The 14,203-nt window shown below is 38.4% G+C and carries 11 protein-coding genes; 5 read left to right on the top strand and 6 right to left on the bottom strand.

Translation table 11 applies throughout. The features are described from left to right. Nucleotides 1-164: 164 nt before the first annotated feature. A complete protein-coding gene (locus HCX62_RS02865; RefSeq protein WP_185636952.1) occupies nt 165-2,807 on the bottom strand; it encodes a calcium-transporting ATPase in 2,643 nt (880 codons plus the stop codon). 201 nt (nt 2,808-3,008) lie between these two features. Between HCX62_RS02865 and HCX62_RS02860 the strand changes: the two genes are divergently transcribed. Both HCX62_RS02860 and HCX62_RS02855 read left to right on the top strand, forming a co-directional pair. Then, the gene (locus HCX62_RS02860; RefSeq protein WP_185636951.1) at nt 3,009-3,479 is read left to right on the top strand and encodes a MarR family transcriptional regulator; all 471 of its coding nucleotides are present in this window, start codon (nt 3,009-3,011) and stop codon (nt 3,477-3,479) included. Nucleotides 3,480-3,610: 131 nt separating this feature from the next. Continuing rightward, nucleotides 3,611-4,831 carry an MFS transporter gene (locus HCX62_RS02855; protein ID WP_185636950.1) on the top strand — a complete coding sequence of 407 codons (1,221 nt, stop codon included), beginning with the start codon at nt 3,611-3,613 and terminating at the stop codon, nt 4,829-4,831. 32 nt (nt 4,832-4,863) lie between these two features. Here HCX62_RS02855 and HCX62_RS02850 read toward each other — a convergent pair whose 3' ends face one another. Further along, nucleotides 4,864-6,585 carry an ABC transporter ATP-binding protein gene (locus HCX62_RS02850; protein WP_185638005.1) on the bottom strand — a complete coding sequence of 574 codons (1,722 nt, stop codon included), beginning with the start codon at nt 6,583-6,585 and terminating at the stop codon, nt 4,864-4,866. 88 nt (nt 6,586-6,673) lie between these two features. Between HCX62_RS02850 and psiE the strand changes: the two genes are divergently transcribed. After that, nucleotides 6,674-7,087 (top strand): phosphate-starvation-inducible protein PsiE, encoded by a 414-nt coding sequence (gene psiE, locus HCX62_RS02845; RefSeq protein WP_008947234.1) that lies wholly within the window; start codon nt 6,674-6,676, stop codon nt 7,085-7,087. Nucleotides 7,088-7,122: 35 nt separating this feature from the next. On the opposite strand, the gene HCX62_RS02840 is transcribed toward psiE, so the two are convergent. The 4 genes from HCX62_RS02840 to HCX62_RS02825 form a co-directional block, all read right to left on the bottom strand. Next, nucleotides 7,123-8,124 (bottom strand): MucBP domain-containing protein, encoded by a 1,002-nt coding sequence (locus HCX62_RS02840; protein WP_185636949.1) that lies wholly within the window; start codon nt 8,122-8,124, stop codon nt 7,123-7,125. A 22-nt stretch (nt 8,125-8,146) separates the two neighbouring features. Then, nucleotides 8,147-8,833, bottom strand: coding sequence for a diguanylate phosphodiesterase (locus HCX62_RS02835; RefSeq protein ID WP_376740658.1), 687 nt, complete (start codon nt 8,831-8,833; stop codon nt 8,147-8,149). 188 nt (nt 8,834-9,021) lie between these two features. Continuing rightward, the gene (locus HCX62_RS02830) at nt 9,022-9,912 is read right to left on the bottom strand and encodes an Rgg/GadR/MutR family transcriptional regulator (protein ID WP_185636947.1); all 891 of its coding nucleotides are present in this window, start codon (nt 9,910-9,912) and stop codon (nt 9,022-9,024) included. 197 nt (nt 9,913-10,109) lie between these two features. Beyond that, nucleotides 10,110-10,388: a transposase gene (locus HCX62_RS02825; RefSeq protein WP_185636946.1), complete on the bottom strand. Its 279-nt coding sequence runs from the start codon at nt 10,386-10,388 to the stop codon at nt 10,110-10,112. Nucleotides 10,389-11,193: 805 nt separating this feature from the next. Between HCX62_RS02825 and HCX62_RS02820 the strand changes: the two genes are divergently transcribed. Both HCX62_RS02820 and HCX62_RS02815 read left to right on the top strand, forming a co-directional pair. Then, complete coding sequence (locus HCX62_RS02820) at nt 11,194-12,105, top strand: AEC family transporter (RefSeq protein ID WP_185636945.1); 912 nt, start codon at nt 11,194-11,196, stop codon at nt 12,103-12,105. A 112-nt stretch (nt 12,106-12,217) separates the two neighbouring features. Further along, the gene (locus tag HCX62_RS02815) at nt 12,218-14,179 is read left to right on the top strand and encodes a fructose-1,6-bisphosphatase (protein ID WP_185636944.1); all 1,962 of its coding nucleotides are present in this window, start codon (nt 12,218-12,220) and stop codon (nt 14,177-14,179) included. Nucleotides 14,180-14,203 lie beyond the last annotated feature (24 nt).

The following is a 14,203-nucleotide window of genomic DNA, read 5'->3' as shown; positions in this document are numbered from 1 at the left end:
GGTTTTTTAGATGGGGATTTAAAAGATATAGTCCGCTATATCAGATTTTTACTTTTTAGCCTCTTGATAAGATGAGTAACTACTTGTTTTTCTAATGATTTGTTTATAATATGAAAAAAATACAGAAATCCTCGGTTAAATAAGGATTTCTGTATTTAAAAGGTTTATTTAAAAAATTTATTCTGAATTACTTTAATAATCTCCATCATCACAACTGCCGCGAGTGCTAAGCCTGCTGCAATTGACCATTCATGTAAGCCAAATGTTGCTGGGATTGAGAAGATTTCGCGAGCTCCTGGTAGTACGGTGATTCCGTATAAGACGAAACAAAGTAATACGGCGCCAATAACGTATTTGTTGCTGAAGAATCCTGCTCCAAATGCGGTTTGGACGTTCGAGCGAGCTGCAAATGTTTGTAATGTACGTGCTAGGATAAGTGTAGTGAATGCCATTGCGACACTCATCTCTGGTGAAATTTGCATACCGATATATTGCGAGATGATAACGGCGATACCTATTAAGACACCGCGGCTAATAACAGCGCGCATCGTTCCACCGGCAAAAATACCTTCGTTAATATCTCTCGGTTTGCGTTTCATTACATCAGGTTCTGCTTTTTCCATACCTAATGCGATTGCTGGTAAGGAGTCATTTACTAAGTTGATAAATAGTAATTGTAGTGCTGTGAATGGATTAATCCAATCGAGTACTAGCGCAAATAAAATCGCGATAATTGCGCCTAAATTTCCTGCAAATAGGTAAGAAATTGATTTTTTAATGTTATCAAAAACAGTTCTACCTACCCCAACTGCGTCCACAATTGAAACGAAATTGTCATCGGTTAAAATCATTGCGGCGGAGTCTTTAGCAACGTCCGTTCCACTACCCATTGCCACACCAATATCAGCTTGTTTTAAGGCGGGCGCATCATTGACACCATCACCAGTCATTGCGGTGATTTTGCCTTTTTTCTGCCAAGCTTTGACGATTCTGATTTTATTTTCTGGAGATACACGGGCGTAGACAGCGATATGTTCTAGTTTTTTGTCGAGTTCTTCTTCTGGCATTGCGTCGAGTTCTTGACCAGTTAATGCGATATCGTCGGCATCCATTAAACCAATATCACGACCGATTGCTTGCGCCGTTGTTTTATGGTCTCCGGTAATCATCACAGTGCGAATACCCGCTTTTTTCGACTCTTCAATTGATGCATAAACGGCTTCACGTGGCGGATCAATCATTGCAGTTAAGCCAACTAGAACGATATCTTGCTCGTCTTCTAGTTTTAATTCGGTTGTATCAGCCGGCATCCGTTTGTAGCCGTAAGCTAAGACACGAAGCGCTTGATTGGAAAATTCTTCGTTTGTTTCTTTTAGTTTCGTTAAAATTTCTTCTGTCATTGGTTTTTCTTCGCCGTCAAGGAACACATAGCTACAACGCGCGAACATCACATCTGGTCCACCTTTTGTTAGCATTGCTTTGTTGTCATTAAAGGTGTGTAGCGTTGACATTAATTTACGATCTGAATCAAAAGGAATTTCGCCTTCACGGATGAATTTTTCGCGAATTTCATTGTAATCTTGATTATTTTTATTACTAAAGGCAATGAGCGCCACTTCGGTTGGGTCGCCTAGTTCTTTGCCTTCGTTATTAATATTGGAGTCGTTACAAAGTACCGCAATATGAATTAGGCGGCGCTCCCCGATGGACCATTTTTCTGGACTATCTGGGAAGTTTTCTTTCGTTCCATCTGGTAAATAGTAATCAACCACGGTCATTTTATTTTGTGTTAATGTACCGGTTTTATCTGTACAAATAACGCTTGTGGAGCCTAGCGTTTCAACAGCTGGGAGCTTTCTAATAATCGCGTGTTGCTTCGCCATTTTGTTCGTTCCGACTGCAAGTACAATCGTTACAATAGAAGAAAGTGCTTCCGGAATTGCTGCTACTGCTACAGCCACGGCAAACATAAAGGCATTTAAAATCGCCGTTGCCATATCCGCTGAATTGTCGCCAAGTAACACACGACCAGCTTCGACTGCAAAAATAAGTACACAGAGTGCTAAAATACCAATGCCTAACTTTTTACTAAATGATTCTAGTTTTCGTTGTAATGGTGTTTGTTTCGCTTCTGCTGTTTCCAGTAAACCGGCAATTTTTCCGATTTCTGTTTCGCTTGCAGTGCCTGTTACGACGAACATCCCGCGACCATAAACAACAAGGGAACCACTGAAAACCATATTGACGCGGTCGCCAAGCCCCACTTCATCAGGAATGGTGTCGATATATTTTTCAACCGCCTCCGATTCCCCAGTAAGCATACCTTCATCAATTTTCAAGGAACCACTTTCGAATAAACGGCCGTCTGCTGGGACAAAATCACCTGCATCCAAAATAACGACGTCTCCCGGAACAAGTTCGCGCGCATGAATACTTTGCTTCGAACCATCACGAATAACTTTGGCGACTGGCGCAGACATTTCCCGTAACGCATCGAGCGAACTTTCTGCTTTCCGCGTTTGAACCACGCTAATTATCGAGTTCACAATCAGTACTAAAAAGATAATAAGCGATTCGACTACTTCGCCTAAAACCAACTGCACCAAGGCAGCAATGACTAAAACAATAACCATTGGATCTTTAAATGTTTCAATGAAAAGCTTCCAAAGAGGGTCTTTCTTTTTATTCTTCAGTTCGTTAAAACCGTATTTTTCTTGTCGTTTTGTTACCTCACTAGTTGTTAAGCCTTTTTCTGTCGCTTCTAGTTGTGTAAATGTTTCTGCCGCGCTTTTGCGGTAAATCTCCAATCATGTCAGCCCCTTCCAATCAATTTATGTGTTAAGTATAACAAATCTTTACGTGGAAATAATATTGATAACACTGGAAATTTACACACTCTTAACAAACAGCGCTTTCAAGGGTTGATTTGCGCCAGCCCATTAAATAGTTGAACCGGACACAAAAAACGACTATACTACTAGCAGATAGGTAGATTAGGAGGACATGGCATGGATAAAAATGAACAAGTCATGGCAAGTGTTAGGGATTTATTTAATAAACTCGCGTGGATTAACAAAGTGAAAATGGAAAAAGCACTGGAAGGATATAAACCCTCCGAAGTCCACTGCATTGAATATATTGCCAAAATGGAAGATCCAAATGTGACGAAACTCGCGGAAGCTTTTTATATGACTAAAAGTGCAATCAGTAAAATTACGAAAAAGCTGATGGATAAAGGCTATATCGAAAGCTATCAAAAGCCGGAAAATAAAAAAGAAATCTATTTTCGTTTAACTGCTAAAGGTGCCGAAATCAACCAAGTGCATGATAGTTTACACCAAGAATTCCTTGATCGGGATAAAGTTGTTTTTGAAGATGTGTCGGATGCACAATATGCGGAAGTTTTACAATTTGTCGATAAATATAGTCGGCATTTAGATGTTGAAATGAAGAAAGTTTTAGATGCCAAATCCGAATAAAATCAGCAATAGCCTTACTTTTTCAAGTGAGGCTTTTTTTATCGTTTTATTTTTGTTGACAAGGAAACAAAAACGAGTTAAGCTATTTATGTTTCCTAGGACACTAATAAACTATTCGATAGGAGAATCATATGTTTCAATCTAAATCTACACAACCTTTAATCAATAAGAAAACCTTACTTTTCGGCCTTATATCTGTTTTCCTTTGCGGGATGGGCTTTAGTATTATTATGCCCGTTGTCCCTTTTCTAGTCGCGCCTTATGTAAGTAATTCCAGTGAGCAGGCGTTGATGGTCACGTTGCTCACGTCGGTTTATGCGCTTTGCGTGTTCTTTGCAGCGCCTGGGCTTGGTGCTTTAAGTGACCGGTTTGGCAGACGTCCGGTTTTACTAATTTGTTTTATTGGCTCTGCAATTGGTTACTTTGTTTTCGGGCTTGGTGGGGCGCTTTGGATGCTCTTTCTTGGTCGCGTGATTGAAGGAATTACTGGTGGTAGTATTAGTACGCTATTCGCCTTCTTTGCTGATATTACACCGCAAGAACAACGGACGAAATACTTTGGGTGGGTCAGTGCCGCTGCTGGTGCGGGCGCTGCACTTGGACCGGCTTTTGGCGGATTACTCGCCCACTTTGGCTATGCTGTGCCATTTTTCTTTGGGGCGGCGATCACTCTGCTCAACTTTATGTTTGGTTATTTTTACATGCCTGAAAGTTTACAAGAAGAACATCGCTTAAAACGAATTCCACTTGTGCGGCTCAATCCTTTTTCCCAGTTGCTTAATATTTTGACGATAAAAAATTTAAGTCGTTTGCTGGTTGCGGCGTTCTTGATTTGGGTGCCAAATGGTTCTCTGCAAGCTGTCATGACCCAATTTACGATTGATAGTTTTAGTTGGAAGCCAGCTTTAATCGGGATGATGTTTTCGATTATGGGTATTCAAGATATTCTTTCGCAAGCCTTTGTTATGCCAAAACTGCTGCTCAAATTAACGGATAAACAAATCGCTATTCTGGGGATGATGGCTGAAATTATTGGCTATGCGCTAATTGCAGCTTCCTCGATTTTCACACTTGCACCACTGCTTGTTATTGGGATGTTCGTTTTCGGATTCGGTGACTCGATTTTTGGTCCTGCTTTCAATGGAATGGTCTCAAAATCGGCTAGTGCAAGTGAGCAAGGTCGGATTCAAGGTGGTAGCCAAGCCATTCAATCGTTGGCGCGCATTATCGGACCAATTATCGGTGGGCAAATTTATATCACACTCGGTCACGCTGCCCCTGCCGTTATGGGCGTCATCTTAATAACCGTAGCAATTTTCGTTCTCTATCAAAGAACTCGCCCAGCAATATAAAAAGGGATTCCAACGCGGAACCCCCTTTTTCATTAAATTGTATTAAATTGGGCATCATATAATCGTTTGTATGCGCCATTTTCTCGCGCTAAAAGTTCCTCATGTGTGCCGGTTTCCGCAATGCCGGTTTCGTTGACCACGATAATTCGGTCGGCGTGCTTAATTGTCGCGAGTCGGTGCGCGATAATCAAGGTCGTTCTTCCTTCCGCTAACTCTTCTAACGAGGCTTGAATCACTTGCTCGGTTTCGGTATCCAGTGCCGAGGTTGCCTCATCCAAAATTAAAATGGGCGGATTCTTCAAAAACATCCGCGCAATCGCTAACCGTTGTTTTTGTCCGCCGGAAAGTTTTACGCCACGCTCGCCAATGATTGTATCAAGGCCATCTGGCATTTCTTCTACTACTTTGGAAAGGTGCGCGAGTTTCACGACATGCGCAATTTCTTCATCGCTAGCATCTAATTTTCCGTAGGCAATATTTTCGCGAACTGTCCCGGAAAACAAGAAGACATCTTGTTGCACGACGCCGATTTGTGCGCGTAAGGAAGGTAAAGTGAATCGTTTAATATTTTCACCATCAATCGTAATCTCACCATCTGACACTTCATAAAAACGTGGCAATAAATTACAAATCGTCGTTTTCCCAGCGCCACTTGGCCCGACAAATGCGACCGTTTCTCCGGCTTTAATAGAAAGATTAATATGATTTAGCACATTTTTCCCATCACTATATTCAAAAGATACTTGGTTGTATGCAATGTCGCCGCGGAATTCGCCAGCTGGCTTGGCATCTTTTTCGTCTTGGATAGTTGGCTCTGTATCCATCACTTCCAGGAATCGCTTAAAGCCCGCGAAACCTTTTGGATAGCTTTCGATTACGTTGTTGATTTTCTCGATTGGCCGGATGAAGACGTTTGTTAGCAAGATGAAGCCGACAAATTCCCCGTAAGAAATTTCGCCATTAATTGTAAAGTAAGCCCCAAATAAAAGCGCGAATAAACTAATCAATCGCATTAGGAAATAGTTGAACGAAAAACTCAGTCCCATTACTTTATAAAACATTAATTTTGATTTACGGTAAGCTTGGTTGAGAACTGCGAAGCGACCTTTTTCATGCGGTTCATTAGCAAATGCTTGGACGACGCGCACCCCGCTGATTGCATTTTCGACTCCGGCATTAAAATTCCCTAAATCTTTAAAAATCCCGGTCGTTACTTTCGTCATGCGTTTGTTGAAATAAACAATTAACACGGTCAAAATGGGTACTAAGATAAATGTGGAAATCGCTAGTTTGACGTTGATATTTAACATTAAGAAAAATGCGCCAAACAGCGACATAATCGAAATAAAAATGTCTTCCGGACCGTGATGCGCCACTTCGCCAATTTCAAATAAATCGGTCGTCATTCGCGACATCAATTTCCCGGTTTTCTGATTGTCGTAATAGCCAAATGGTTGTTTTTGCAAATGACTGAATAAATCTCTGCGCATATCTGTTTCTATGTTAAGACCAAGCATATGGCCAAAGTAAGTGACAATGTACTGCATAAATGTATTTAGTATGTAAAAGAATAATAAGGCGAGTGCTGCAGTAATAATCAGCCCAAAATCTTTTCCTGGAAGTAACGTATCTATCACGTGGTTTACAGCAACTGGAAAAGCCAGCTCCAAAATAGCAGCTAAAACGGCGCAACCAAAATCAATGATGAAAAGCGTCCGATACGGTTTATAATAACTAAAAAATCGTTTTAAAATAACAATCCCCCCTTAAAAATAGTCATGTTTCTCATTATAGTGTAAAATGACTAAAAAAGCGATATCGTTTTTGGAAAGGAGGCAACTGATGAAACGATTAGAAAAAATTTCTTCGATTGTTCCCATCGTGCTGCGAATTACCTTAAATCTGGCGCTAATTATGGTCGGCTTTACCCTTGTTGCTTTTTTAATTAGAGAGGCATTTACGATATTCAATAATATTTTCTTCTTAGACACGGACGTTTCTTACTATTATATGACACAAGATATTTTGACGTTTTTCCTTTACTTTGAATTTATTGCGCTCATTGTTAAATATTTCGAATCTCATTTTCATTTCCCGCTGCGCTATTTTATTTACATTGGCATCACAGCGATCATTCGATTTATTATTGTCGATCACTCTAGCGCAACTTCCACGCTAATACTATCGGGCGCGATTTTACTACTTGTCGCCGCACTGTTTTTAGCTAATACGAAGATGCTCAAACGAGAAGGGTAAAAAAAGCAATCCGGTTTCCCGGATTGCTTTTTTGCTTATTCTTTACGACGGCGTTTTTGGGTTTGTTGCACGAGTAAATAAACCCCACAAGAAACGATAATAATACCAAGACATGTGATTAATAAGTCTATCGAGCTATCACCAGTTTTTGGTAAAGTTGCTTTGGCTGGCTGTTTTTTTGCTTCGACTTTGGGAGCTTTTACTGTAGTTGGTGTGATTTGTTCTTTTGCCGAAATTGGTTTTTCTGTAATTTCGACTTTGGGTGTTTCTACTTGTGGCTCTGCTGGGACGATTGGATTTGCCGGAGTTTCTGTGACTGGGGCTTGTTCAGGCGCATTTTTTTTATAAATAATATTGATTGTTTGCGCATTTTCTGTGAACACGCCAAGAATTTCTGGATCGTATTTTAGTAACGTATAGCCTTTGATTTTTTTCATCGGCACTTTGTATGCTTCGTCAAAAAGTCCACTCAAATATAGCGATGGCGAGATTTGCGCGTTGTTTTCGTCAACGTAATTTACTGTTACTTGATTCGGTTTTCCAAAATCAGGAATAGTAGAAACGTTCTTTTTATAACGATAAATAATATGTGAGCTATCTGGGCTAACGTCTTTTCTTACAAATGTATAGTCAGGGATAGTTTCTAATACTGCAGCATCGCTATCCGCTACTTCTACAGTAGGCAACAAATCTTTCCCGGTTTCATCCACGTAACTCACTTTAATCGCTCTTTCATAAATATAATGCACTTCGATCCCTGAGTCAGTTATTCTCCCAGTTGCATTACTTGGCGTTTCTTTTAATCTGTAGCCCGGAATATTTTTTTCCACAGAAACATAATAGTAATCTGTTAAGGTTTCTGATGGCGCTATTTCAGTCCCAGCTTCATCCATATATTTTACAAGGACAGTGAAGCCATTTGGATTTAGTGTAGCATCTGCATGTGCGTTGATTGGCGAAAAGATTCCGCTACCTAAACTTACGGTAATTATTACGGTTAAAAGACCTATTACTAACTTTTTAAAACTTGCGAACACGGGTAATTCCTCCTATTTTCTTCTACATTTCACAGCGTATATTTACTTCTTCTGGAAAATCAGTTGATACTTCATCAACAATTACAACGAAATGGACACACCGAAGCTTAGCCCAACTTTTCCAAAAAGATAGAAAAAATGCTAATTCTGTTTGATTATCAAGTAGTTTTGACTCTTTTTTTAAACTGTATTTTAATTCATCGATGTAAGGCGTGAAAATAAGTGTTTGTTCCATAGCGCCAGTTTCAATATGCTTGGAAATAAAATAATGCCATTTTTTCAGCATTTTCAATCTTCCTTTTAGGAAAGCATCACTGTCATCTGCGGAAAAATGTGCTCTTTCACTCGCGCTTATTTGGCTATCCCCCATCAATTCAATCGTTATTTGCTTGCTAAATGCTTTTAAGTTTTCTAATAAGAGCATTGTTTCTCGGAAATATAATTGTTGAAAAGAAATCTTAATAATAAAATGTTGCTCGGGATGCTCTTTAATTATTTTACGAATTTCACGTTCATACCATTTGATAAAATTTCCGTACTCTGTTTGATTTTTTATGCATAACATATAGGAAGTGAGTTCTTCTACTAAGTTTTTAGTGGGAATTATTTCTTTTTTGATTAATTGGCCACTTCTAGGATCATATTGATCTTGAAGCACTAACTGGTATTGCCCTGTCAAAATGCAATTCACTCCTTTCATTACACACATGTGAAAATTAGTACATTCCAAATATTACAACATTCGCGCCGTAAAAATCATTAGGTCATATATATAAGACCAAAAAAATAAAACTTCTTAAATACTAGCTGCATTTAAGAAGTTTTTATTGGATAAATGGACTTTTGAATTGCCTATGAAAACATTTATAGATAATTTGTGGAGCACCTGTTTTCGCTTTACGATATTGGAATCTGCTCTTTTTCTAAAAACTGCGTGAGTAAAGTTTGGTAAAGAATCGCGAGGGGTTCGTAATTAAGTTCATTTAAAATTTGGACGGCTCTTTGGGATTGGTGTAATCCTTGTTCGATCTGCTCGCTTTTCATCCAAATCAAGCCTTGATAATAATTGTGCATAATTCGGTAAAAAGCACAGTCATGCGAAGCCGATAGCTCATATAGTATTTCTAATAATTGTGTGGCATAATCCAATTGGTTTCGGGCAATTAATTCTTCTGTAATATTCGTCAAAAGTGTCGAAAATACTTTTTTGCCGCGATCGTAATGTTTGTATTTTTCGATGGATTTTAAAACTAATTGGAAAAAGTAAATCTGCACATCTTCCTCAAAATAATCGACCGAGTTCGCAAAAATTCGGATTTCTTCTAGCGTCCAGGATTGGACTTTCCACAAATAGGTTTGGATAACTGCTTTGTCTTCATCGGAAACGATACTAACATCAAATTTATTATTTAGAAGTAACTGTTTATTAATTTCGATTCTTGAGTGAACGATTGCTTCTCTAAGAGTGGCTCGCTCCCCTTTTTGCTGTAAAATAGCATCGTGTAATGTTTCTAATTCTGTCAGATCTTTTTGGTTCGCCGCTTGGGCAAATTTGTACCAAAAATTATCTTCCTCGGCTAGAGAGAACCCCCGATTCATAAAGAAAAATTCATCCGAGCTTAACATCACCCGTTTTAAAATTTCTTCAAATAGCCCTAATGTAATATCATGTTTGCCTTTTTCAAAACCTATGGCATAGGATTTCGAAATAATTCCGGTATAGACTTCTTTTTGCGTTAAGCCTTTAGAAAGCCGTACTTCTCGAATTAATTCCCCGTAAGCAACCATGTTCCTCCTCCTTCATACAGAATTCCAATTTCTAAAAATATAAGTTGTTATTCTTGGAAGAAGCGACTTTTGCTATTCTGGCATATTCACTTTAGTAGTTTAACGCTTTTACTTTTAAAATGAAACTTACAAAAATGTCACATTGGCGATAAAAAAGACTACTCACTTAGTTTACTTTGAGTAGTCTTTGTCGGTTATTAAACTGCATTAAAATCCGAATTGAAAAGTTTGATTGCTTTTGTAAGAGCAACTACCTCGGCTTCTAATTTTGCTTTTTGTTTTTTTAGTTCGTACATTTGTAAAATATTAGCTGCTTCGTTTATATCTACCTCTGTTACATCATATCCTTTAATCCATCTAGAAAGAGATGCAATCGAAACGCCAAAATCATCACATAATGTTTGTTTAGGTGTTCCTTTATAGTGTAAGTAAGCTAGGCTGATTTTGAATTTTTCGGTATATTTTTTAGTAGGCATGAACAGTTCCTCTCCTGTGCGTATTTCATCTAAAGTAAATTTTCCAGATAACTGTTTTTATTTAGTTAGTATGTTTTAATGAAATAGGTTTTAGTATGTTTTTGGTGGTTTGGAGTAGGTAAATTGCCTATTACTTCTCTTTTTCCCACTTTTTCAGTCGTGTAAGCTTTTTTTGGGAGATTTCATTTATTACTTTTTAGCTTCGTAAAGTTAATCCATGTTATCTCCAGTTATTTTTCAATAAACTAAATTGGCTCTAATCGCTTATAACACCGCCTTGTTTATTGTCCAATATACTTATTATAATTGACTTTTCCTTATTTCTAATACTAAAAAAAGACCAATTCATCCGTTTATGTGTCTAAACTATGACTTTTCGGTGTCTAATTAGTGAAATAGACAATATTTATATCTAAATTCACTACTTAATTAGCACTTTTTGAGGCAAATTAGCTTTTTCCGGTAGCTAAAATGCCACTTTAAATTCTAATTCTGCTCCTTTAACACACTAGCGTTAGCGCCTGGAAAGCCTGCAAATAAAACACTTCTTTAGATTTAAAGTTAATACTAACAACGAGAAATTAATCAATTGGGTAATTTTTTGATTGTAGTTGGTCTATTTTAACTATCAATTGAAGCTAGATTTATAATCTACTAAGTTCGAAGCTGAAATTGCGACTTGGTCTCCAAAACCACATTATGTATCTAATGAGACTAATCAGGCGCGCCATAAAGCCTTTTATTGCTTCGTTTTTTTTCATTTGTGGTACAATAAGCTACAATATACATAGAAAAGGGTGTTGCTATGGAGTTTCTTCTTATTTTATTGCCGGTTTTTGGGATTTTTGCGATTGGGTTTGTTGGACAGAAAACGTTAAAATTTGATATTCCCAATTTATCTAAACTCACGCTTTACTTGATGTCGCCGTTTCTTGCATTTAATACCTTTTATACGAATCCGCTTACGATGGATTATGTTTATTTGGCGATTTATATTTTTGCGCTTTGCTTGAGTTTGATTTTGCTGGTTAGTTTGATTAGTTTTTTGCTTGGTTATAATTTGCAAGATCGTTGTGCGCTCATTTTGGCTAGTGCGTTTATGAATAATGGGAACTACGGGACGCCTGTTGTACTGCTCGTCTTTGGGGCTGTGGGGCTTGATATTGCGGTTGTTTTGATGGTACTGCAACAACTTGCGATGAGCACGATTGGCGTTTATTTTGCCGCCAAAGGAAGTAAAGATGCAAATGGCATGAAAACGGTGATGAAACGCGTTGTTCGAATGCCAATTGCTTACGGGGCTTTGCTAGGGCTCACGCTGCAATTGCTTCATGTTTCGCTTCCATCCGCTTTGATGACTTGCGTAAAACTAGTTGGCGATGCCGCTATTCCAACGATTATGATTGTGCTTGGAATGCAATTGGCGGTTATTTCCTTTCGACGAATTGAGCTTACGAAAGTTGGGATTGCTTTAGTTCTAAAATTGCTCATTGCCCCGATTATCGCTTTCGGGCTAACGCTTGTTCTTCCAGTGGATGAAATGACAAAACAAATTATGATTTTGCTGGCAGCGATGCCAACTGCAGCCAATACAACTTTAATGGCTGTTCAATTTGATACAAAACCTGATTTAGTTTCTAGTGCCACTTTTATTAGTACGGTTTTAAGTATTATCACTTTACCAATTGTGCTCTATTTTCTTCATCCAGTTTTCTAAGGCGGGCCACGGCTCGTCTTTTTTGTATAGACCAATAATAAAACAAAACGTTTGCCTTACTATCTTTTAAGAAATATAATAGCTATACCAATTAAAAAGGAGGCATCGTCTAGTGAAAACTACTGATATGAAATATTTACAATTGTTAGCAAAAGAATATCCGACTATAGCGAAGACTGCCACAGAAATTATCAACCTCGAAGCAATTATGAATCTTCCCAAAGGAACGGAACATTTTTTAAGTGATGTTCACGGAGAATATAGTGCTTTTGAACAAGTGTTACGTAATGGTTCTGGTGTTGTGAAGCGGAAAATTCGTGATATTTTTGGTACAGAGCTAAATGATGCAGAGATAAATTCCCTTAGTACGTTGATTTACTATCCAGAAGAAAAAATGGATTTAATTGCTAGTGAAACGGAGGATTTGCATGCTTGGTATCGGACGACCCTTTTTCGTTTGATTGAGTTGTGCCAGTATGTTGCTTCTAAATATACTCGTTCCAAAGTGAGAAAAGCGATGCCAGAAGATTTTGCTTACATATTAGAAGAGTTACTGCACGAAAACTACAATGAAGATGACAAACGGCTTTACTATGAAGAAATTTTACAGCATATTATTTCGCTTGGTCGTGCGGAGGAATTTATTAGTGCCCTCTCGCGGCTTATTCAACAATTAGTTGTCGATCATTTGCACATTGTTGGTGATGTTTATGATCGTGGGCCTTATCCTGACAAAATTATGGATACATTGATGCATTATCATTCGCTCGATTTCCAGTGGGGCAACCATGATATTTTGTGGATGGGAGCTGCTAGTGGTTCCCGCGTTTGTGCGGCAAATGTTATTCGAATTTCTGCTCGTTATTTGAATTTAGATATTTTAGAAGATAGTTACGGCATCTCGCTCCGTCCGCTCGCCCTTTTTGCTGATGAAGTGTATAAAGATGATCCTTGTACGTATTTCCAGCCTAAAAATGAGGATAATATCGACTATAGCAATGCTGAAATCACTCAAATTGCGCGGATGCACAAAGCTATTTCGATTATCCAGTTTAAATTGGAAGGTGAAATTATTCGTCGCCGGAAAGAATTTGAGATGGATCACCGCTTGCTCCTTGATTTTATTGATTATCAAAATGGCACCATTCGGTTAAAAGGCCACGATTACGCGCTACTAGATACACATTTCCCAACGATTGATCCAGAAAATCCGTACACCCTTACTAGCGCAGAGAAAGAGCTTATTGAAAAAATTACTGCTGCTTTTAAAAATTGTCGCCGGCTGCAAAAACATGTGCAATTTTTATACTCAAAAGGAAGTATGTTTTTGACTTATAACGGCAATTTGCTTTATCATGGCTGCATTCCGCTTCATGAGGATGGGACTTTTATGGAGATGAAATTGCGCGGGGAAAACTATGCCGGCCGAGAGCTTTTAGAACAATTTGAAATACTAACGCGCGAAGCCTACGTCCGCCCTCCCGGAACGAAAGAGAAGAAATACGCTTGCGATATCGTTTGGTATTTATGGACTGGCGCAATTTCTTCGTTATTTGGAAAAAGTGAAATGACGACCTTTGAACGTTATTTTGTTGCGGAAAAAGAAACCCACACCGAGGAAAAAAATCCCTACTATAAATTACGTAATGATGCGTCCATTTGCAAGCAGATCTTAGAAGAATTTGGGCTTGATGGCGAATGTGGGCATATTATTAATGGACATACTCCTGTCAAAGAAGGTAAAGGCGAAAGTCCGATTAAAGCTGACGGGAAAATGCTTGTGATTGATGGCGGATTTGCAAAAGCCTATCATAAAGAAACGAGTTTAGCTGGTTATACATTGCTATTTAACAGTTATGGATTGCAATTAGTGAGTCATCAACCATTTACAACGAAAGATGATGCGATTAAAAATGAAACTGATATCCTCTCGACACGTCAAGTCATCGAGATGGAAATTAATCGTAAACGCGTAAGAGATACCGACATCGGCGCCAAACTCAATGAGCAGGCGGAGGATTTAAAATTACTGCTTGATGCTTATCGTAATGGTTTACTTCATGAAAATCGATAATGATAGTGTTTCGAATTGTCATAA

It is taken from the genome of Listeria swaminathanii (assembly GCF_014229645.1).
GTDB lineage: Bacteria > Bacillota > Bacilli > Lactobacillales > Listeriaceae > Listeria > Listeria swaminathanii.
The sequence above is the reverse complement of the archived record's forward strand: the minus strand, read 5'-3'. Positions and strand labels throughout refer to the sequence as shown.

What these genes read in the sequence shown, in the direction of transcription:
- HCX62_RS02860 (WP_185636951.1), top strand. Translation starts at nt 3,009, where the DNA reads ATGGATAAAAATGAACAAGTCATGGCAAGTGTTAGGGATTTATTTAAT.
- HCX62_RS02855 (WP_185636950.1), top strand. Translation starts at nt 3,611, where the DNA reads ATGTTTCAATCTAAATCTACACAACCTTTAATCAATAAGAAAACCTTA.
- psiE (WP_008947234.1), top strand. Translation starts at nt 6,674, where the DNA reads ATGAAACGATTAGAAAAAATTTCTTCGATTGTTCCCATCGTGCTGCGA.
- HCX62_RS02835 (WP_376740658.1), bottom strand. Translation starts at nt 8,833, where the DNA reads ATGTGTGTAATGAAAGGAGTGAATTGCATTTTGACAGGGCAATACCAG.
- HCX62_RS02830 (WP_185636947.1), bottom strand. Translation starts at nt 9,912, where the DNA reads ATGGTTGCTTACGGGGAATTAATTCGAGAAGTACGGCTTTCTAAAGGC.
- HCX62_RS02825 (WP_185636946.1), bottom strand. Translation starts at nt 10,388, where the DNA reads ATGCCTACTAAAAAATATACCGAAAAATTCAAAATCAGCCTAGCTTAC.
- HCX62_RS02820 (WP_185636945.1), top strand. Translation starts at nt 11,194, where the DNA reads ATGGAGTTTCTTCTTATTTTATTGCCGGTTTTTGGGATTTTTGCGATT.